General features: G+C 44.2%; 15 protein-coding genes. 4 read left to right on the top strand and 11 right to left on the bottom strand.

The genetic code is table 11. The features are described from left to right. Positions 1 to 5 precede the first annotated feature (5 nt). The 3 genes from A3EU_RS0107185 (at position 6) to A3EU_RS29675 (ending at position 3,586) form a co-directional block, all read left to right on the top strand. Complete coding sequence (locus A3EU_RS0107185) at positions 6 to 743, top strand: hypothetical protein (RefSeq protein ID WP_020535461.1); 738 nt, start codon at positions 6 to 8, stop codon at positions 741 to 743. A 10-nt stretch (positions 744 to 753) separates the two neighbouring features. After that, entirely contained in the window at positions 754 to 2,049 is a 1,296-nt protein-coding gene (locus A3EU_RS0107180) for a cation:proton antiporter domain-containing protein (protein ID WP_020535460.1), read from the top strand. 199 nt (positions 2,050 to 2,248) lie between these two features. Beyond that, positions 2,249 to 3,586, top strand: a complete 1,338-nt coding sequence (locus A3EU_RS29675) for a Fic family protein (protein WP_020535459.1) — start codon at positions 2,249 to 2,251, stop codon at positions 3,584 to 3,586. Between the two features lie 97 nt (positions 3,587 to 3,683). Here the strand turns inward: A3EU_RS29675 and cysN are convergent, their stop codons facing one another. The 7 genes from cysN to A3EU_RS0107135 all read right to left on the bottom strand — a co-directional run bounded on the left by cysN (position 3,684) and on the right by A3EU_RS0107135 (position 15,281). Continuing rightward, on the bottom strand, positions 3,684 to 4,940 hold the full coding sequence (cysN, locus tag A3EU_RS0107170; RefSeq protein WP_020535458.1) for a sulfate adenylyltransferase subunit CysN: 1,257 nt from the start codon (positions 4,938 to 4,940) through the stop codon (positions 3,684 to 3,686). Positions 4,941 to 5,149: 209 nt separating this feature from the next. After that, on the bottom strand, positions 5,150 to 6,058 hold the full coding sequence (gene cysD, locus A3EU_RS0107165) for a sulfate adenylyltransferase subunit CysD (RefSeq protein WP_020535457.1): 909 nt from the start codon (positions 6,056 to 6,058) through the stop codon (positions 5,150 to 5,152). Positions 6,059 to 6,084: 26 nt separating this feature from the next. Then, positions 6,085 to 6,690, bottom strand: coding sequence for an adenylyl-sulfate kinase (gene cysC / locus A3EU_RS0107160; RefSeq protein ID WP_020535456.1), 606 nt, complete (start codon positions 6,688 to 6,690; stop codon positions 6,085 to 6,087). Then, positions 6,691 to 6,948, bottom strand: coding sequence for a DUF2061 domain-containing protein (locus A3EU_RS29670; protein WP_020535455.1), 258 nt, complete (start codon positions 6,946 to 6,948; stop codon positions 6,691 to 6,693). 80 nt (positions 6,949 to 7,028) lie between these two features. After that, positions 7,029 to 8,090: an isoaspartyl peptidase/L-asparaginase family protein gene (locus tag A3EU_RS0107150; RefSeq protein WP_020535454.1), complete on the bottom strand. Its 1,062-nt coding sequence runs from the start codon at positions 8,088 to 8,090 to the stop codon at positions 7,029 to 7,031. A gap of 5,540 nt (positions 8,091 to 13,630) precedes the next feature. Beyond that, the gene (locus A3EU_RS0107140) at positions 13,631 to 14,581 is read right to left on the bottom strand and encodes an SPFH domain-containing protein (RefSeq protein ID WP_020535452.1); all 951 of its coding nucleotides are present in this window, start codon (positions 14,579 to 14,581) and stop codon (positions 13,631 to 13,633) included. Positions 14,582 to 14,729: 148 nt separating this feature from the next. Continuing rightward, positions 14,730 to 15,281: a hypothetical protein gene (locus A3EU_RS0107135; protein ID WP_020535451.1), complete on the bottom strand. Its 552-nt coding sequence runs from the start codon at positions 15,279 to 15,281 to the stop codon at positions 14,730 to 14,732. A gap of 600 nt (positions 15,282 to 15,881) precedes the next feature. Between A3EU_RS0107135 and A3EU_RS0107130 the strand changes: the two genes are divergently transcribed. After that, positions 15,882 to 17,120 (top strand): serpin family protein, encoded by a 1,239-nt coding sequence (locus A3EU_RS0107130; RefSeq protein WP_020535450.1) that lies wholly within the window; start codon positions 15,882 to 15,884, stop codon positions 17,118 to 17,120. Positions 17,121 to 17,196: 76 nt separating this feature from the next. Here A3EU_RS0107130 and msrA read toward each other — a convergent pair whose 3' ends face one another. From msrA to mqnE, 4 genes are read right to left on the bottom strand one after another with little or no spacing between them, the layout of a single operon-like run. Beyond that, positions 17,197 to 17,745 (bottom strand): peptide-methionine (S)-S-oxide reductase MsrA, encoded by a 549-nt coding sequence (msrA, locus tag A3EU_RS0107125; RefSeq protein WP_020535449.1) that lies wholly within the window; start codon positions 17,743 to 17,745, stop codon positions 17,197 to 17,199. 36 nt (positions 17,746 to 17,781) lie between these two features. Beyond that, the gene (locus A3EU_RS29665; RefSeq protein WP_020535448.1) at positions 17,782 to 18,570 is read right to left on the bottom strand and encodes a menaquinone biosynthetic enzyme MqnA/MqnD family protein; all 789 of its coding nucleotides are present in this window, start codon (positions 18,568 to 18,570) and stop codon (positions 17,782 to 17,784) included. Positions 18,571 to 18,605: 35 nt separating this feature from the next. Next, on the bottom strand, positions 18,606 to 19,250 hold the full coding sequence (locus tag A3EU_RS0107115) for a histidine phosphatase family protein (RefSeq protein WP_020535447.1): 645 nt from the start codon (positions 19,248 to 19,250) through the stop codon (positions 18,606 to 18,608). A gap of 31 nt (positions 19,251 to 19,281) precedes the next feature. Then, positions 19,282 to 20,481, bottom strand: coding sequence for an aminofutalosine synthase MqnE (gene mqnE / locus A3EU_RS0107110; RefSeq protein WP_020535446.1), 1,200 nt, complete (start codon positions 20,479 to 20,481; stop codon positions 19,282 to 19,284). Between the last annotated feature and the right edge of the window lie 267 nt (positions 20,482 to 20,748).

The raw sequence follows: 20,748 nt of genomic DNA, 5'->3' as shown, positions 1-20,748 counted from the left end.
CTACTATGGATTATTTGTGGCAAGTTCACTACGACTACAGTTGGGGGGGATTGCTGAGTATCAGCATCCAACTGGCATTGTTTTATTTTGCTCTTCAGCTCGCTCACCGCATCCTGATTCGGATCAGTGCGCCAGCAGACTGGCAGCTGATTATTGATCGTTATGTACGATATGGTTTGCTGCTTTTTGAGCCTATTGTTGTATTGGTGATAGGCAGTTATTTTATGCTCATCAAGCCTTTTTTTCACGGCCTGATCGTGCTACTGTTGCTACTGGCTTGCCTCCGGCAATTGCGTAACTACTTCAGTGGACGAATCCTGCTTTTTGATCATAATCTTAAATTAGGAACCCGACTGAATCACCAAGACTTCAGTGGCCTCATTACTTATATTGGACGTTTGGGGCTACGTTTACAAACCAATAAAGGCTTACATTTTCTCAATTTCGAGGACTTGTTAAGAGATGGGTATACCTTACTTATAGGAGAGAAGAACAGCAGCTTTTTTAGCTTGAAAGTAAACGTGCCTGAAGAAGAGAACAATACTGCTAAACTGGAACAGTTGCAGGAATTGCTTCAGGTCGTGCCTTATTTGAATTGGCTACATCGCCCTTTGGTAACAACAACCAACCCTACTGATCAGCCTTGGCTGGTCGAGGTCGCTCTACACGACGAAAAACACCTTAAAGACCTTATTCAACGACTGGAAGAGCAGGATTTTTCTGCTAGAACCACCAAAATATAGCCGATCTGTTATGCACGAATTATCTGCTTATACACTAATCATCGGGGCTTCGCTCATTCTGATTTTATCCTTCTTCTTCGGAGAAGCCGCCCGTAAGACCAGCATCCCTTCTGTATTAATGCTGATTGTACTGGGTATCCTTCTGCAATTTGTGTTGGATGCCGCCCTTGGTGATCGTCCGGATTTCCTCCCGGTCTTGAAAGTTCTAGGAACCGTCGGCCTAATAATGATTGTCCTTGAGGCGGCCCTGGAGCTGGAGCTTAAACCTGGTAAATACTTACCCATTTTCAAGGCTTTATTTATCGCCTTGATCTGTTTATTAGTGTCGGCTTACGTAGCGGCCCTTATCCTACATCAGTTTGTTCCTGGGATGGACATGGCCTCTGCCTGGCTATATGCGACGCCTTTGTCTATTCTTTCCAGTGCTATTATTATTCCCAGTGTAGCAACTTTGAGGGAGGATAAAAAGGAATTCCACATCTATGAAAGTACCTTTTCTGACATCTTGGGGATCATGATGTTCTATTTCCTTACGGGAAACCTAGATGCAGGTGGTCATGGCAGTGGTTTTCTTGATTTTTCTGGAAACCTGCTTCTTACCATTGGTATTGCGGTGATTGCCAGTTATTTAATCATTCTTATTTTCCAAAACATCCGTAGTCATACAAAGCTATTCTTGCTCATTGCAGTGTTGCTTTTACTGTACGCGGTAGGGAAGAAGATGCACCTTTCTTCGCTTATTATCATCCTGGTATTTGGATTGGTGATTGCTAATATGAAAGTTTTCTTCAGAGGTAAGTTGGGGCAATGGCTGCATTTGGAGAAAGCCTCACAAATGTACGAGGGACTTCATGTGGTGACGATGGAATCGGCGTTTGTTGTACGTACGTTTTTCTTCGTTATTTTTGGTCTGACTATATCCCTGGCATCAATTGCCAATTTAGAAGTCACGCTTATTAGTTTGGCAATAGTAGCCACTATCTACCTGATTCGCTATTTCTTTTTACGAATGTTTATTGGTAAAGATATTTTCCCTCAGCTCTACATTGCCCCTCGGGGATTAATTACCATTCTTTTATTTTACGATATTCCTGAGGCTGCCATTATTCCGGGCTTTGAGCCAGGTATCCTTTTAGATATTATTATTGGTACCAGCCTGATCATGACCTTTGCTATGATTCGTGACAAACAACGTACCAGTAAAGCCATTGAGAAAGCCAAGGAAGAACCAGTAGGTTACGAAAGATGGAAAGCTCCCACTATTGCCGAATATGCAAAAGAAGAGGGGGATTCGGATAAGCATTAAGTAATGAATGGTTAAATTGCAACAAGTTATATTGCGCAAAAAACAAATTGAGCCGTCTTTGAGGTTTTTCAAAAAGCTGACACGCCTGCCTACTCGGCAAGCTCGACTTGGTTGGCTTAGCCAGCTTTTTGAAAAACGACACCTCAATTTATTTTTGTGCTGTTCTTAGTATTGCGCAAAAACAAATTGCTGAATTAATATGGATGCAATTGCTGAAGCTCGCTCCTTAAAAAAAGAACTAGACTTACTCAGGCCACTGAGTAAAGACGAGGAGTCACGCATCATGCAAAAATTCAGATTGGACTGGAACTATCATTCTAATCATTTAGAGGGGAATACCCTTTCTTATGGAGAGACAAGAGCACTTATCCTATTTAATATAACCGCACAAGGAAAACCGCTCAAGGATCATCTTGAAATAACCGGGCATAATGAGGCTGTGCTTTGGATTTTGGAAGTTGTAAAAGACGATCGTCCTTTAAATGAAACTTTTATACGTGAGCTCCACAAGCTTATTTTAAAAGAGCCCTATGAGGTTGACGCCATCACTGCTGATGGTAAACCAACCAAGAAAAAAATCAGTGTAGGAGATTACAAGAAGCAGCCTAACCACGTAAAAACCCAAACGGGGGAAATTTTCCGCTTTGCCAGCCCGGAAGAAACGCCAGCAAAGATGGCTGACTTGATAGAATGGTACCGAAAAGAAGCGGAGAGAGAGGACGTAAGCCCAATATTACTGGCTGCTGAATTCCACTATAAGTACATTCGTATTCACCCTTTTGATGATGGAAATGGGCGTACTGCACGAATATTGATGAACTTCATCTTACTAAAATTTGGCTACCCTCCTGTCATCATCAAAACAGAAGACAAGGCCAATTATTTCGCTGCGCTTCAACTAGCTGATGCTGGTACGATTACCCCTTTCGTAGAATATATTGCAGGTAATCTTGTTGATTCATTGGAGCTAATGATCAAGGGAGCCAAAGGAGAGTCCATTGAAGAACCAGATGATGTAGATAAAGAGATTGCACTGTTGGAGCAGCGGATGAAGGGAGTTGGGGAAGATGTGAAGCTTCAAAAAACAGACGAAACTATATTAACCGTTTATAACGATAGCTTGGTGCCACTTTTCAGGTACTTTATTCAAAAGAATCGACGACTTGGGGAATTCTATTTAAATACACAATGCTTTTTATCCTTTGATGGTACAGGTACACTAGTCACTGATTTTGAACCAGCTCAATTCCATAAAGAGCTCCTTGAAGCGAAACGCGATCTTCAGATCAGGTTTTTGTTTAGGGAACTCAATAAGAAGAAGTTCAAGAGTGTTCACTTCGATTCCATTTTAACAATAAAATTCAAGTATACGACCTTCTCTATTGAAAGAGGTAGCGATGATCAGAAAATCGAAAAGTACTACGATCAAACCCTCTCCCAAAAAGAAATCCATGATTTCGTAAACGCTGAAATCCGCCGCCATACTGCATTTATCCAGCAACAATTGGATCAAATAGATAACAATAACGCGGACTGAACCTCGCTTATACCAAGTACGATATACTTTTTACTCAGTACAGTGAGGTTTGATGGCCTCTTGACAAGGAGAGATTACCACCAAACCTCACTTCCCTTTATATCACCATCCCCGCAGCAACCGTTTCGTTGGTCTGCTCATCAATAAGGATGATGCTGCCTGTGTTGCGATTCCGACGATAAATATCTGTAAACAGCGGCTTGGTCGTCCGAATAACGATACGAGCAATATCGTTCATGCCAATCTCGGTGTCCTCTTCATTGCGGTGTAATGTGTTGATATCCAGTTTGTATCGAATTTCTTTAATCACACAACGCGCATCCTGGGTGGTATGCTTGATACCATATTTGCCCCGAGCTTGCAATGGCTTATCATGAAACCAGCAAATCATTAGTTCCAAGTCCTGGCTCACCTCCGGGATATTGTTTTCCCGAACGATCATGTCTCCACGGCTTACGTCAATATCGTCCTTTAGCAGTAGGGTCACTGACATTGGAGGAAAGGCTTCTTCCAGCTCTCCATCAAAGGTGTCGATTTTCGTAATTTCAGAAGTGAAACCAGAAGGAAGAACCATCACTTTGTCGCCCTTTTTGAATACACCTCCAGCTACCCGGCCAGCGTAGCCGCGGTAATCATGGAATTCGTCCGTATTGGGGCGTACTACAAACTGTACAGGGAAGCGGCAGTCGATAAAGTTGTCATCACTACCAATGTGGACATTCTCTAGATAGTACAATAGGGTAGAGCCACCGTACCAATCCATGTTGGTTGATTTGTCTACTACATTGTCTCCGTTGAGGGCTGAAATTGGAATAAAGTGGACATCTTTGACATCCAGTTTGTAGCTGAATTCAGAGAACTCCTCCTTGATCTTTTCGTACACTTCTTCGCTGTGATCGACCAAGTCCATCTTGTTGATACACACCACCAGGTGAGGTATCTGTAATAGGCTGGCGATGAATGCATGACGGCGCGTTTGTTCTACAATGCCGTGGCGAGCATCAATGAGGATCAGTGCTACGTTTGCCGTAGAAGCTCCCGTGACCATGTTGCGGGTATACTGTATATGCCCAGGCGTATCAGCGATGATAAACTTACGGCGTGGTGTAGCAAAATAGCGGTAGGCTACATCAATGGTAATCCCTTGCTCCCGTTCGGCTTTCAGGCCATCAGTGAGTAGTGCCAGATTGACGCCCTCTTCTCCACGACGAGCTGTCGTTTCGCGGATCGTCTCGTACTGGTCTTCAAAAATAGATTTGCTATCGTAAAGTAAACGACCGATCAGGGTAGACTTTCCATCATCTACACTACCCGCCGTTGAAAAACGTAATAACTCTGTATGTTGCTCTGACATGTCATTAATTTGATTCTCCGATATTTTTTGTGTTTGGAGTCAATCGAAAACAAAAATCACGCTCCTTATCAGTCACTTACGATTTTTGCTTTAGTTTGACCACAAAAAATATCAGAAAAGGAATAATTTTTTCGTCCCTTTTTCTAATTGGTGTGACAATTGTTAAAAGAGATAATTGGATGGCCGAAACGCTTACACGGACCAACTCTTTAGAAATAACCCTGCTTTTTACGATCCTCCATTGCCGTTTCGGAACGTTTGTCATCCGTTCGTCCTCCCCGTTCGGTTTGGCGGGCAGTAGCTACTTCCTGAATGATTTCTTCCACGGTAGTGGCTTCTGATTCCCAAACACCGGTACAGGTCATGTCACCGATCGTACGGCAACGTACCATCATTTCCTCGACGGTTTCGGTAGGTTTCTTTGGGATGTAATCACAATCGGCGAGGAGGGTGCCGTCGCGGCGAATTACTTTACGCTTATGCGCGAAATACAAGCTCGGCAGTGGTACATTTTCCATGGACAAGTACTGCCACACATCTAGTTCCGTCCAGTTACTGATGGGGAAAACTCGGAAGTGCTCACCGTATTGTTTCTTTCCGTTGAAGAGGTTCCACAACTCGGGGCGCTGGTTTTTAGGATCCCATTGGCCAAACTCATCGCGGTGGCTAAAGAAACGCTCTTTGGCGCGAGCCTTCTCCTCGTCGCGGCGACCACCACCCAGGGCGGCATCGTACTTTCCTTTCTCCAAAGAGTCTAGAAGAACGTGGGTTTGCAGATAGTTCCGGCTAGCGTTATAGCCTTTTTCTTCGACCAACTCCTTGTTGTCAATAGCGGCCTGTACAGAGCCTACGATCAGACGGGCACCGTAGTCCTCTACCAATTGATCACGAAACTCCAGGGTCTCCGGGAAGTTGTGCCCTGTATCAATGTGCAATAAAGGGAAGGGAATCCGAGCGGGATAGAATGCTTTCCGCGCCAGATAGGCCATAAGAATACTGTCTTTACCACCACTAAACAGGAGTACCGGATTTTCAAATTGTGCCGCCACCTCACGAAGAATGAAGATCGATTCCGCTTCTAATTCACGTAGATGATTGACATGATAGCCACTTGACATAGATAATTGTTTTTTGTCGCTGGTTTTTATTGGGGCAAAGAAACAACAGGGGATAAGGCTGCATACACTTGTGCTACAGCCGCTTCCACCGTCATATCTCTGGTTGGAACAGTTAAAAATGCACGCTCTGGTGCCTCATAAGGAGAATCAATACCTGTAAATCCTTTGATTTCGCCACGGCGGGCTTTGGCATACAGTCCTTTTACATCCCGTGCTTCACAAACCTCTAAAGGTGTATCGATGAAAATTTCCAAGAAGTCTTCCTTTCCGATGATTTCCTCTGCCTGTTTACGAATAGCCCTAGTGGGGCTAATAAAAGAGCAGAGAACAATTATGCCAGAGTCCAAGTACAATTTGGCGACCTCTGCAATGCGTCGGATATTTTCCTGACGATCTTCAAGGCTAAAGCCCAGATTATTGTTAATTCCGGTGCGAATATTGTCGCCATCCAACACTTGGGGGAAGTAGCCTTCGGCAAACAAGCGCTGCTCCAAGCCTTGAGCTATGGTACTTTTGCCAGAGCCAGACAAACCTGTCAGCCAAAGTACTTTTGCCCGTTGTTGCAAACGATTTTCCCGCTCTTCTCGTGAGAGTAGGCGGTCAAAAATAGGATGTATATTTTCCGTTGCCATTTACTTTTGTAGTGTCTCTACTTGTTTTTTGCCTGCTAACTTGCGAATAGTGCCTCGTGGAGCCAATTGCCAAGCTCTTTCATGCAGGTAATAAAGTGCAAATTTGATAAAAAATTCGATAAACCCAATTTCGAGGGCCATCTCAATATCACCAGTGGTAAAGAAAGCAATGGCAATGATGGTTGTTGTTGCTACCACCCTCCAACTTAAGGCCTTTAATACGCTCCGTAAGCGGGACTCTCTCTGTATTTCTGTCATTGATTGCTTTGTTTTGCTGGGCAAAAATACAATTCCTACTTAAATAATAGGAATTAGAGGGATTTATTTTTTAATATTCCCTATTCTTTATAAATAGCGACTACTCTTTCGCCTGGTTTTGCATAGCCACGGTACATTCCTTCTGAATTAAATGGCATGGTGATATTTCCCATTTTATCCAGCGCGATCAGGCCACCTTCGCCTCCTGCTTTTACCAATTCTTCGTTTATAACCTCAGAGGCTGCGGTGTTAATATCAATTCCTTTATAGGCCATCCTGGCTGCTACATCATAGGCGACTGCCCAGCGGATAAAGAACTCACCATGCCCTGTACAACTGACGCCACAGGTAGCGTTATCCGCAAAGGTACCTGCTCCGATGATTGGTGAATCCCCTAGGCGGTTCCAGCGCTTGTTGGTCATTCCTCCGGTGGAGGTACCTGCTACAATGTTGCCTTCCTTGTCCAGGGCAACACAGCCGACGGTGCCTTTTTTACGTTCATTATGGTCTAGTTCTACCTGGGCTTCTCCTTCCTCCTTTTCGCGAGCAAGTGCATTTTGCAAGGCATCCCAACGGCGTTGGGTATAGAAATAGGAAGGATCTACAATTTCCAGGTTTTGGTCAGCAGCAAACTGTTCTGCACCCTTTCCAGTAAGAAGAACATGAGGAGATTTTTCCATCACAGCCCGCGCAGCCGAAATGGGATGTTTGATGTTTGATACTCCACCGACTGCTCCAGCCATACGGTCATTGCCCATCATCAGTGATGCGTCCATTTCATTGTGGCCTTCGTGGTTAAATACCGCACCTTTTCCAGCGTTAAACAGCGGAGAATCTTCCATAAAGTGGATCGTTTGCTCTACGGCATCGATAGAGGTTCCGCCATTTTTTAGGATTTCTTCTCCAATATCCAGGGCTTTATTGAGCGCTTCCCGATAGGCGGCATCCTGCTCTGGCGTCAAATCAGAGCGAAGGATTGTCCCAGCTCCTCCGTGGATTACAATGGCGTATTCCGCTGGAGTTTCTTCGGTATTTATCGGATTCTCCTTGGTTTCGGAACTATCGCTAGTTGCTTCAGTAGGAGCTTCACAAGCCCAGAATAGTAGCGCGAAAAAGCATAGTGTGCTGATATTTTTCAACATGGAAAAAGTGTTTTGAGATATTAAGAACGCCACATGTCGCGACGCCAAGGCAATGGAATGAAGGCAAAGATAAGTTATTGTACACAGAGCGACTGCCATAAATGCAAAACGGCGGCACCCTGGTTGGATACCGCCGTTTGCGCTAGCAAGGCATTAAGTAGAGCGATTAGTAAATCGCCTTCTTATAAGAAATCGACCATGTTGGTAGAGCGCACCGATCATGCATCTCCACAAGCACAGGGTTTTTCCTTTATTTTACCACTACCATTTGCTTGGTAGCGCGGTAATCGCCAGCTTCGATAGTGTAGTTCAATACACCCGTAGCGCCATTAATCATTTGCTTGGTCACCGTCATGGTTTGGTAACCTGCGCCAAACACTGCAATTGATCCAGCGTTGGTGTAAAGTACACGACCGGTCAGGTCAGAGATCGTCAGTTGAACCTTTGCTTCTTTCGGTAAGTTGAAACCGATTTGAGTTTCAGCCTGGAAAGGGTTAGGCATATTTTGGTACAACTGGAAACCTTGGATAGCAACTGCTCCGTTGGTGAAATCAATACCTACGTTCATGATGTTGCCATTGCTGTAAGCTTCAGCAGCAGTGTAGCGGCTATTTACGGTAAGGATATCGCTAAGTTGAGCATCCGTAGTTGCCTGAATTACCAAGCTAAACAGTACTTCTTTTTTCGCAATTGCCTCATTGTAGTTAGAGCGGTTCCAGCTCATAGTGATGAAGCCTTCTTGTGCAAAACGTAGACCGAAGTTTTCCGCTGTTGCTACACCGTACTCTACATCTACCAGGCTAGCACCTTGTAATTTCAGGGTTCCCTGAAATCCAGTGATAGCAGCCATGTCTAATGCTGTGAATGCAACCGTATAGGTGTTGCCAGCCTTCAATGACTGGTTTTCAGCTAGCATATTGAACTGTCCGTTCACGGTACGATCATCACCAGCCAATGCATTAGCTTGTGCACTACCGTTGACGTCACCAATCTTGACAGCTACGAAATCTGCAGTTACCGTTCCTACCAAGTTGTTCACGTTACTTAGTTCCGGGAATGCTACAAACCAAGGGTTCGTAGGCAATGGGAAGTTGTACGTAACCGGGATGAAGCGCCAGCTGGTATTGTTCGGGAAGCTTGTTTCAATGTTCAAGATCAGTTTACGCAACTGGATCATATCCAGGGTAGATACGGTACCAGAACGGTTTACGTCGGCAGCAATCATTTTGTAAGGGCTGTTCAACGTTTGTACACCAAGGATGTGCTTAGCCATCAACACGAGGTCGAAGGTAGAAACACCGTTCATTGGGTTCGCATTCAAGTAAGGAGTAATAGAGTAGTCACCACCTTGAGTAAGGCTAAAGGTGAATGTACCGTTAGCGTTGGTCACCATTGTTTGAGTACCACCGTTTACATTTACTTCTACACCTTGCACTGTTTCGTCGCTTTCTGTAGCGATAACACCTTGGATCGTTCCGTTACCAGCAGGGTTACAGCTGGTGTGCTGCTGAACCAAGATGTAAGTTTCGCAGTAATCGTAGTTGCCTTCTTCGTCGAAAGCGTAAACGTATACCACAGTAGTCTCTTCGTCTTCATCCGTTAATACCAATCCGGTATCATCAGGGCTAGGAACGAAGTTGGGGTTAGCTTCTACATCAGCAGCACGGTAAATAGCGTACTTGGTAACGCGTGGCAGACCCGTTGTTGGGTGTACAGCTGGTCCTTGACCAGTACAATCGTAGATCGGAGAAGCTTCGAAGTCGCTGGCCCAGATAGCCATTGCACAACCACCACCTTCTTGAGGCATCAGGGTTACGGTCAAGCCGTTGATACAAATAGGAGCAGGGCCTTTGCAGTCGATAACATCAAATTCGATGATTTTGCTTACCTGGTTACCACAACCATCCTGGAACAATACGCGGAAAGCGTGCAGGATGTTATCACCCATTGCTGAAGTGATGATTGGGAGAGTACCAGTGAATACGAAAGTACCGTCACCATTGTTGGTGATGTTACCAAGCGCATCAGCATCAGCTACAAATTCGTTAGACTTGATAAAGCCATCACGGTTAGCATCTACTGCGAATGCATCCAGGTTAGCAGATACGATGGTTACTACCAAGTTGCCGCTTTGGTTGAACAGTTCGCAATCATCAGCTACGCTGAAAGGAATGCTTACAGGAGCACCACAAGTACCGGTTACGCTACCAAATTGGCCAGCAGTAAGGGTTGGGCACAATGCCGTTGGGCCACCGAAGTTACCTACGCTTACTACTGGTGCCGTAGAGTCGTATACTTTAATAAACTGGGTGTACTTGTAACGGCCGTAGTTTGGCAGTGTAGGCGCAAAACAGTTGTCAAGGCTTGAGTCACCATTGCGGTCAGTGTGACGACGGTCGATACAGAAGCTGCTATCTGAGTAGCGAACAACAGGGCGTTCGTTACCTTCAACAGAGCGGTCGATTGGCAATGCTTCGCCATCATCTTCCGTCATGCGAGGTAGTACGTAGCCGGTGTATTCACCATCCCACAAACACCAGTTGATAACATCATAAGTAATGCTTAATTTGTAACATTCGTCACCTACTGAGCTAAAACGAACCGGGTTACCGATGTTGATAGCCAATACATCACAACCGTCAGCAGAGGTGATGATAGTAGGAATCTCAGGATCACCACAGTCAGCGTCTGTATCTTCAGGGAAGTCGATAACGAAATCGTGTACTTCCGTGATAGTGATCAACTGGCTACAGCTGTTCGTTGAACGGAATACTTCGTTGATATCAATGGCACCATTACCGTTAGCGTCGCCAGCAGGACGTACTTGCCATGCCTCAAAACGACGGGTGATAGAACCCCAGCCACATTCGTTGACCTGGATATTAGGAGTACGCTCTATGATAGTATCCACTGCACAGTTATCCGTACCGCTTGCTCCACCAAAGATGGCATCCATCATGATAGAAGTAGCAGCAAATTCCGTGTTGTAAGCGGCAGCAATATCGCCAGGGAATGCCAGTGGCAAGTTAGCGCAAGTCAAGCTTACGTTAGCAGGTGCGTAGCAGTATGGATTTAGCTTATCTTCAGGTGTTACGACCAACCAGCAAGTGTTTTGGTTGCCAGACTGATCCGTTACACGTAGTTCAATNGTGATTTCATTGTTGACATCACAGCAGTAGAAATCTACAAAGTTGCCCCAAGGACTCCAACGGTTAGCACTTGCGTCACAAGTGTTGTTGCGCCAGTAGTTACGACGTACTTCCAGGGTCACAGGACCACAGTTGTCATTAGAACCTTCGTTAATATCATTCGCATAAACGCGAGCGATACCAGTAATACCATTAGCAACATCACCACCGCCGATGGAAACGTTCAACTGGTCATCACAAGAAGCAGTAGGTTCGATCAAGTCACGAACAACCAAGTCGTAGGTAACACAAGTTTCGTTTCCACAGCCATCTTCAGCACATAGCTCAACGGTGTGGTTACCGATAGGTACTTGTACGACAACGTTAGCACCAATATTTCCACCACGGAAGAAGGTGGTACCATTTGCCAGAATTGTATAAGTCGTAGCAGCGGCAGTAGAACAGCCATTACCGTCCGTTACCTGCGGGTTTGGCACTAAAAAGTTGGCCATACAGTTAAACGGAGAAGTAGACACAGAAATCACAGCAGGTACACCAGAAATGATTGGGCCGGTGAAGTCACCAACTTTTACGAACTGGTTGTAGATAATGCTAGAACCTGGGTTACACCAGTCGATGATATTCCACTCACGGCGGTATTTGTAAGAACCTGTACAAACGTTGATGCGAGGTTCGTCAGAATAAGAAGCACCAATGTTACAGTAAGAACTGTTCAAGTCGTGAAAACCGAATGCTGTACGAATAAAAGGATAACCGGTTACGCTAGCCGCAGGGTTGTTATCAGGACCACCAACAGTACCGTCAGTAGCGAAGGTCTCGTCACATTCCATAACTGCCGTAAAGTTGGGGAGAATGATTTCTGCAACTAAAGGCTTACGGAAAGTGATAATCTGCTGGCAGATGTCGACACGAGGTGTACCAATACAACCTGAGTTGTAACGATCAGCAGCACGGAAAGTACGCGTAATTGTCACGTTACCACAATCACCTGCTGAAGAAACTACGTCAGAAACAGTTACGAGGATATTTCCACAGTTGTCCGTTACCGTTGGGAAACCAGTGCGGCCCAAGATAGTGCTTAATGCAGGAGGGATCGATACAATACCACCTGTTGCATTCACCACGTAAGTAGCAGGAGCAAGAAGACGAATCTGATCGATATCTGTACAAACCAAGTCGAAAGTTACAGGTGCAACCTGGGTAGGGAACCCACCACTGATAGAACCATTTTCTCCAAATACTGCCACTGCGTAGTTACCGGTCTGGTTGTTGGCCCAGCTGCTCACTATCAAGGTGTAGGTCTGACCATCCACCAAACTAGCAGACATACGAATAGTAGGATCGAAAGAAGTAATAAAGCCGCTACCACTCACGAGGTCATCTGCTTGAGCAATGATATTCTCACAAGGGTTAGCAGGGTTGAAGTTACCTTGGAACAAGGCCATGGTACCGTCGCCCCAAGCAGTACCCATGTCAAATGTAAAGATACCTTGACCGGTAGGGTTGTTTACGGTGAAAGAATAAAGATCGTAGTAGTGATTACCCGCCAATGGAGGGAAAATCTCCAGGAAACATGAGTAGTTGGCCAATTGAATACCAGGATCAGTACCAGCCAATGCACCAGAAATGATCTGAGCGCTAAGGTCAACGGTAACTTCATCTGTATTTGCAGGACAAACTACCACCGGATCAGTTTTGTCTTCGGCGAAAATGTTACCCCAGCAAGTGTAAACTTCCTGCCCGTTGTCTGTTACCACCACCATATAAGTGTGAGCACCACAACCAGCTAGTACATTGGTGTTGCCACCATCAATTGTTACTACAATTTCGTCAGCACACTGGTAGTTACCAGTAAGTACCATACTTGGTGTTACGTTCGCTGCACAGTCGGCATTGAGTGTAACATTTACGTTAGCAATACAGCCTACTTGTAGAGGTTGGCCGTTACAGCCGGTCTGGCTGGAAAGAGGAGAGCTGAAGGCGAAAAGGAAAGCCATCAGCATCACATCAAGGCGTAGGAATGCCTTGACAAATTGAAAGCCAATTTTGCCCATTAGGATTATAATTTGTAAAAAATAAGAAAAGGAAAAAAGAAAAGTAACTACCTGTGATACAGGTTTTTAAGTTAAATAAGACATGTTCATTTGCATACTTGCAGCTACAAATATCAACGTATTTTTGATAATAAACTACAGTTGTATTAAAATTATTTTTTTATTTTTTTAGCTACTTCCAACAAGTGTTAAAAAGCTGGGCAAGTGGTCGTTTTTTAAGGTTTTGTGGAGGTGAGAAGGGGCTCGTTTTCTATCTGATATTTCATGGTAGCAGCACAAAAAAAAGCGTTGCCCCAAAGGACAACGCTCAGTATATACTCAAAACTACTCTCAAATCTTAACGGTGCAGCTTCTGCTTAGGTTTTTCCAACTTTAGCTGCTCGTTGTTTTCTTTCATTGACTCGCCAATTTGTTGACTAGCAACAAAGCTGGCTGTCATTTCAGCTAGCATATTACTGCCAGCTGCGGGGGAATTAGGAAGCATAATCAGATTGCTATTGGCATTCTCGCCCATCGACTGTAGGGTGTCATAATGCTGTGTTACAACGATCAAGGCTGATGCCTCCTGGGAGTTGATGCCTACTTTGTTTAGCACTTCTACACTTTCCTCCAGGCCACGTGCAATCTCGCGACGCTGATCGGCGATACCTTGTCCTTGTAGGCGCTTGCTTTCTGCTTCAGCTTTTGCTTTAGCAACGATCCGGATACGCTCTGCTTCGCCTTCATATTCGGCGGCAAGCTTTTCGCGCTCAGCGGCGTTGATACGGTTCATCGCGTCCTTTACAGTATGGTCGGGGTCAATATCTGTAACCAGTGCTTTTACGATGCCATAGCCATAACCTTCCATGGCTTCCGCCAATTCTCCTTTGATGGCATTCGCAATATCGTCTTTGCGTTCGAAAACATCATCCAATTTCAACTTGGGAACTTCCGCACGAACGACATCGAATACGTAGGCGTTGATTTGCTCGTAAGGGTTCTCCAGTTTGTAAAAAGCTTCGTACACTTTATCAGCGGAGACCACAAACTGAACACTCACTTTCAGTTTTACGAAAACATTGTCTTTGGTTTTGGTTTCCACCAAAACATCAAGCTGTTGAATCTTGAGGCTCACACGGCCTGCTACGCGGTCTACAAAGGGTATCTTGAATTGAAGTCCAGAGCTTTTGACACTCATAAAGCGGCCAAACCGTTCTATCAAAGCGGCAGATTGTTGCTTGACAGTAAAGATGCCGGACAGTAAGATCATTAAGAAAACGACTGCGACAATAGGTACTATTGGAAGCATTATAATATTGATTTTGATGACTGTTAAAACATTAAACGATAAGTAGAAAGGGCCAAATATTGCTCTTTTACTTATAATACCAATATACGGCAATTTGTTCTTACAGTTATGGTTTTGCGATGAATGAACAGGAATATTCGATAAAATGCTATTCGTTATAAGTGCTTTTCAGACCTTCAATAAAGTGTTCGATATCAGGATAACTTTCAGTAGCATTTGGAATGACCAATAATTTGGTACTCTGAACATCATAAACGCTGGGATGGAGCCATTCCCGCCAGGAGGTAGGTTTCCACAGATGTATACCATATGGCGTAAACCGTATGTGGTTCAGTTCTGAAAAGTAGAAAACCTGGTAATTACTCAAAGTGTATCGAACAACCCTATCATCAAAAATGACAAAGGTTATATCCTTGTAGGCTTTTAGCCTATTGTACTTTTTTATCTGGCGAGTTCTCGCAAAGATAAAAACCATACTTAAAGCTAGGCCAACAAAAAATATCCATACATAAAACAGCATCGCCAAAAGCAAAGTGCCAAAAATCATGAAAACATACCCACCACAGCCCAGCGTATTCTCCCAACGCTCTGCCTGAAAACGTTGCCGTTCCCATTCCTTTTCGTCAACTTTGAGAAAATGGATGACGCCACCTTCTTTACTAATAAAATCGGGCTGGATAAAATCGCCATCTAGTGTCATTTTTGTTTGTAGTTTATTTTATTGCAAATAATTTGTTTTGTTTGATGGATTTTACTAACTTTGACGTGTAAGTTAGTGACCAAAATACAACTTACACATCGAAGGAACACACCTCTCACTTGGTCAGTGAGTTAATTCATCGTTTTTTTAACGCAATGTAGGCCTCTTTTCAGCTCACTGAAGAGAGGGTGTGATAGCGTGTCTTTTGCTAAGGTTAGCAGGAGATGTGCGGTGTTCGGGCTGGAATTCACCAGATATAGGGTGGGTCCCGCCGTGCGGGCTATGCGCCTACCCCGTTACTCTTACTCCATTTACCCCCCCAGGGCTGTCGAATCTGGAAAATCATAATATATCGCAAGGTGTTGATTCTGCTAGAGATAGTAAAAAAGGTATCGTTTAGGGTAGTTAAACGATTTTTTTCAACATATATAAAAGTCTAACAATAAGACTTTTTCATATAGCAACTTCCTAGATTCGACAGCCCTGCATTTACCCCCCCCCGAAACCTTCTCGATATTTTGAGTTTCATGAATTTTATCAACCTAGCACCCAACCCTACAAGTACCATGAGCTGTCTTCCCCTAGAAAAGTATCCATCCAATGAAACCATTAGCATTCTTCCTTGTTCTTGTGACCTTTAGTATTGCTTGTTTCCAATGCGAAAAAAACAATACACCTCCTAATCCAACCCCACCAATTGATTTCGATTGTGCCGATCACCCGAGTGTTTGTGAGCTAACAGCAGCCAATGGGCACTTTGCTATCGACCTGTTTAAAACCATTCATGCGCAGGATACGGAAGATGCTAATGTTTTTATTTCTCCATTTAGTATTTCTACGGCTTTGTCGATGACCATGAATGGCGCCAACGGTCAAACCCTCACGGATATGCAAACGGCACTCCGAACGGGGACGATCAGTTTGTCTCAGATCAATGAAGCATATCAAACTTTACTTGATGTGCTTCCGCAGCTAGATCCCGCAACACGACTTAAAATAGCCAATTCCATCTGGCACCAGAATGATTATCCTGTATTACCAGCTTTTTTAGCTACTAATACAGACTATTATGCTAGCGAGGTTCTTCCTGTTGATTTCAGAGAGGCAGAAATCGTCGACGAAGTAAACGCATGGATAGAAAACAATACAGAAGGATTAATCACGGGTGCTCTTGGTGAACTCCCTTCAAACGTAGTTATGTTATTGATCAATGCAATTTACTTTCAAGGAAGTTGGCAAACGGAGTTTGATCCAGAAGATACTCAACTCGCTGAATTTACGAGTCCAAACGGCCCTGTAGATGTCGAAATGATGCACATAGGAGAGTCGTCGTTCCGCTATACTAGCAATGAACTGTTTCAGGCTATTGATTTGCCTTATGGAGATTCGATCTATTCGATGAGTATTTTCCTTCCTCGGGAAGGCCATAACTTAGAGGAGGTCATCACTGAGTTCAGCCCGGAAAATTGGGAAACCTGGCAGACACAAATGGCTCCTAGTGATGTTGAACTCTTCTTGCCTAAATTCAAACTGGAATACGAGATCAAGCTAAAAAGTGTCCTGAGCATGATGGGCATGGACGAAGCTTTTTCGGATAGAGCTGATTTCTCACAAATGATCAATGGCGACGGCGTGAAAATTGATGATGTTATCCATAAAGCTTTCGTAGAAGTCAACGAAGAAGGAACGGAAGCTGCAGCGGTGACGGTGGTTGTTATTGTCAATACCTCTGTACCTATAATCCCCGTATTCCGAGCAGATCAACCTTTTGTCTTCGTTATTCATGATAATAAAACGAAGAGCATCCTCTTTATGGGCAAGGTCACCGATCCTTCTTAATTACCTTTCCTAGAGAGCATCGCTGGATGCTGAAGTGGCCTAATATACTTCAGCATCCACTAAAAAAACGCTACTATTAGCTTTTTACCTTCATTTTGTGACTAAACAGCTTTCTGAACTTACTCACTTTCGGAGTAATAACAAAAGTGCAATAAGGATTTCGCTCTCCTACCTTACTATAATAACCGTGATGGTATTCTTCTGCCGGAAAGAGTTCTTCAAAAGGCGCGATTTCCGTCACAATGGGTGAATCCCAAACCTTCGGTGCATAGTCAGCTTTAGTTTCTTCTGCTATTGCTTTTTGGGCTTCGTCGTGGTAAAAAACGACTGATCGGTACTGTGGCCCTACATCGTTTCCTTGCCGGTTCGGAGTTGTAGGGTCATGAGTAGTAAAGAAAATCTCCAAAATCTCCTGGTACGATGTTACCGAAGGATCAAAACTCACTTGTACAACTTCTGCGTGTTTGGTTGTACCCGAACAAACGGTTTTGTAATCCGCAGTGGCTTTGTCACCACCGCTGTATCCTGACATCACGGCGTGTACACCTTCTACTTGCTCAAAGATGGCTTCCACACACCAGAAACAGCCCCCTCCAAGGGTTGCCAAAGCGAGTTGATTGCTCATTATACTTTGTTGTTTTCTTACCAAACAGTTTAGTCGCTACACTGGTTGCGAAGAACGAGAAATTTGTGGGTGGAAAGGCTCTAGTGCTGCCACATAGCCCAAAAACTTATGTAGTGCTTCCCGTTTAGCTTCATCCAGGTTGTAACTGATGTAAGAAGTAAAATAGGTTTCTAAATCAAAAGAAGGATCTGGAGAGGGGAGTAGTAATTTCAATTTGGGAATAGCTGCAATCCCTGCTTTTAGAGCTTCATTAAAGGCCAACTTAAATGCTTCAGGCAAACTTTTTGTACTTACCCAGGCGGCAAAAACAAAAGGTAAATCGGTGAGTGACTGCCAAGCCAAACTGAGATCATAAACATAAGGGAAACTACGCTCAAGTCCAATCGTTCGGTCACCAATAACTACGCCAGCGATACTGCCTTTTATTTGATTGATATAGCCTTCTTTTGCTTCTAACAACTTAGGCGTGATACGCCAGTGATCCCGCAATAACACCCGAGACAATGCCACCGAACTACGAGAATGATGATCGAGGTACAAAGCTGTAATTTCTTCAATAGGAACCTCGCTGTAAATATTCACGGTCTTTACTTCGCCTACAGCTCCAATACAATAATCCGAAACCAAATGCCAGTTCTTCAATTCTGGCAAGATAGCTACAGGAGTAAGTGCTAAGTCTACTTCTCCCTCACGAAGTTTTCGGGCACACTCACTAGGAATATCTAAAGAAAGATCTACCTGATCTGCCAAAGGGCTATTGAGTATACCATACAACAAGGGTTTGGTATTCAGGTAACTTACCGCAGTGATCTTGATCTTTCTCATCTGTTGATTTTCCTTTTCTGATAAGTGCTTCCGTACTATCTCTTGCTTCGCCATTGTTGCCCTTCCTTCACCAATAAATGACTGGTATCATTCTCTAGTGTCAGTTCAAAGCGGTCGCCTTGCTGTTTTGCAATCCAAAGGCCTGTGTTGGAATGAGAATAGTCGTTCATATTGGCTAAAGGCTCTGCTTTTAATACACACATTAGCCCACGCATTGCGCGGCCGTGGGAGCAAACAAGAAGAAGCTCTTCTGTCCGTTGCTGTAAGTGCGCCACAAATACCTCAAGGCGTTGTTGTAACTCCAAAGCAGACTCACCGTTAGGCATCGCTGCATGATAGTCTCCGCGCTGCCAAGCACCAGTGACACTGTCGTACTCTTTTTTACTTTGTTCCGTAGCAGCCTTCCCCTCGTGGTCTCCCCAGCCCATCTCGTTGATTTCGGGATGTTGCTCCCATTGCAGGCCTTTTGAAAGAAAAGGGTCAATTGTTTCGTGGGTACGCTTCAAACTTGAAGTCAATACTTTTGCAAAAGGAAGGTGCTGGTACTTATTGTAAAAGGCTAAAGCTTGACTCCTGCCTGTCGCATTCAAAGAAGTATCAACGCCACCGCCTTGTACAATACCCTGCAGGTTGTAATCCGTTTGTCCGTGCCGAAGAATATAGATGGTCTTGTCTGCCATGGTCGAGGGTTCATTAAAATTGTCAGAAAAATTATTTATTAACTACCGGCAGGCTCACATATCCACGAAACTGTTTGTCATCTTCAAACACTTCATCGGTATAGTCTTTCACTACTCCATAAAGTGTATCTCGTTCGATAGGCTTGCGGCCCACCGCACGAATGAGCTTCACCAGTTGTTCCGTACTCAGTGCGGGGGTTTGTTCTTCCGAACCGGCCATTGAGTAAATCTTCGTAGTGTCATCAATGGTTCCATCAATATCATCTACACCATAGGCCATAGACAACTGAGCGATCTCCCTTCCAATCATCGGCCAATAGGCTTTGATATGATCAAAATTGTCCAAGTAAATGCGGCTGATGGCGTAATTGCGTAAGTCTTCAACAACGGTACTTTCCGCGATATGCGACATCTGGTTTCCTTGGTTACGAAACTTTAGCGGGATAAAAGTTTGAAAGCCGCCCGTCTTATCCTGTAACTGTCGGAGTTGCTCAAGGTGGTCAACTCGATGCTCATATTTTTCGACATGGCCATAAAGCATGGTTGCATTGGAACGCTGCCCCAATTCGTGCCATATTTCGTGAATCCGTAACCATTCTTCTCCGCTACATTTGCCTCCTGCTATTTCGTCACGAATCTCAGGATGAAAAATTTCAGCACCTCCACCGGGCATAGAATCAAGGCCAGCCTCTTTCATTAGGCGCATACCTTCTTCATAGCTCACCTTACCTTTCTTGAAAATGTAGTGATACTCTACCGGTGTAAGGGCTTTGATATGTAGCTCCGGACGGTGTGCCCTAATAGCCTTGAAAAGGTTGGAATAAAACTCAATATCATACTGCGGTAAAACACCGCCTACGATGTGAACTTCCGTAACAGGTTGATCATCATAGCCTTTAACGATATCTAAAATCTCTTCCAGTGAATATTCCCAGCCATCAGAGCGTTGCTTGATCAAGCGTGAATAGGAACAAAAAGTACACGTATATAAACAGACATTGGTCGGTTCAATATGAAAATTCCTATTAAAATAGGTTTTGTCGCCGTGTCGCCGTTCTCTGATCGTATTGGCCAGTACTCCTAAGTAGCCTAATGATGCTTCTTCAAACAATAGCTGTCCCTCTTCAGGAGTGATACGTTCCTGATCTGCTACTTTTTGGGCGATTGCTCGCCATTTTCCTTCTAATTGAGGATCGGATAACAAGGTGGCTATTCCTGTACTCGTGGTCATAATGGTAAACTTTATTCTTCGGTCGCTAAAGCGTAGCTGGTTTCTGAATTTTCAATTTACACTGAAAACAAAGAAATGCTGCAATTGTTGCCCACAAAGGTAAAGTTTTATCCGGGGTCAACTTTCAAAAAAAAACATTAGCTTTACGGGTACTGTGCAATAGTTGATGATGTATTCCTATTGGCCCCTTATTATTGCTCTTTGGCAAAAAATGTAGTCCCTTACAAGCCTGTAAATGAGCACTAATCAGGAACAACCCAATAGAGA

The organism is Lewinella cohaerens DSM 23179, assembly GCF_000379805.1.
In the GTDB taxonomy this organism is placed as follows: domain Bacteria; phylum Bacteroidota; class Bacteroidia; order Chitinophagales; family Saprospiraceae; genus Lewinella; species Lewinella cohaerens.
This window is presented reverse-complemented; position numbering and strand designations above follow the sequence as displayed.

Coding starts and splice junctions, on each gene's coding strand:
- A3EU_RS0107140 (WP_020535452.1), bottom strand. CDS start 14,581: ATGCTTCCAATAGTACCTATTGTCGCAGTCGTTTTCTTAATGATCTTA.
- msrA (WP_020535449.1), bottom strand. CDS start 17,745: ATGAGCAATCAACTCGCTTTGGCAACCCTTGGAGGGGGCTGTTTCTGG.
- mqnE (WP_020535446.1), bottom strand. CDS start 20,481: ATGACCACGAGTACAGGAATAGCCACCTTGTTATCCGATCCTCAATTA.
- A3EU_RS0107130 (WP_020535450.1), top strand. CDS start 15,882: ATGAAACCATTAGCATTCTTCCTTGTTCTTGTGACCTTTAGTATTGCT.
- A3EU_RS0107180 (WP_020535460.1), top strand. CDS start 754: ATGCACGAATTATCTGCTTATACACTAATCATCGGGGCTTCGCTCATT.
- A3EU_RS0107115 (WP_020535447.1), bottom strand. CDS start 19,250: ATGGCAGACAAGACCATCTATATTCTTCGGCACGGACAAACGGATTAC.
- cysD (WP_020535457.1), bottom strand. CDS start 6,058: ATGTCAAGTGGCTATCATGTCAATCATCTACGTGAATTAGAAGCGGAA.
- cysN (WP_020535458.1), bottom strand. CDS start 4,940: ATGTCAGAGCAACATACAGAGTTATTACGTTTTTCAACGGCGGGTAGT.
- A3EU_RS29665 (WP_020535448.1), bottom strand. CDS start 18,570: ATGAGAAAGATCAAGATCACTGCGGTAAGTTACCTGAATACCAAACCC.
- A3EU_RS0107150 (WP_020535454.1), bottom strand. CDS start 8,090: ATGTTGAAAAATATCAGCACACTATGCTTTTTCGCGCTACTATTCTGG.
- A3EU_RS0107135 (WP_020535451.1), bottom strand. CDS start 15,281: ATGACACTAGATGGCGATTTTATCCAGCCCGATTTTATTAGTAAAGAA.
- A3EU_RS29670 (WP_020535455.1), bottom strand. CDS start 6,948: ATGACAGAAATACAGAGAGAGTCCCGCTTACGGAGCGTATTAAAGGCC.
- A3EU_RS29675 (WP_020535459.1), top strand. CDS start 2,249: ATGGATGCAATTGCTGAAGCTCGCTCCTTAAAAAAAGAACTAGACTTA.
- cysC (WP_020535456.1), bottom strand. CDS start 6,690: ATGGCAACGGAAAATATACATCCTATTTTTGACCGCCTACTCTCACGA.
- A3EU_RS0107185 (WP_020535461.1), top strand. CDS start 6: ATGGATTATTTGTGGCAAGTTCACTACGACTACAGTTGGGGGGGATTG.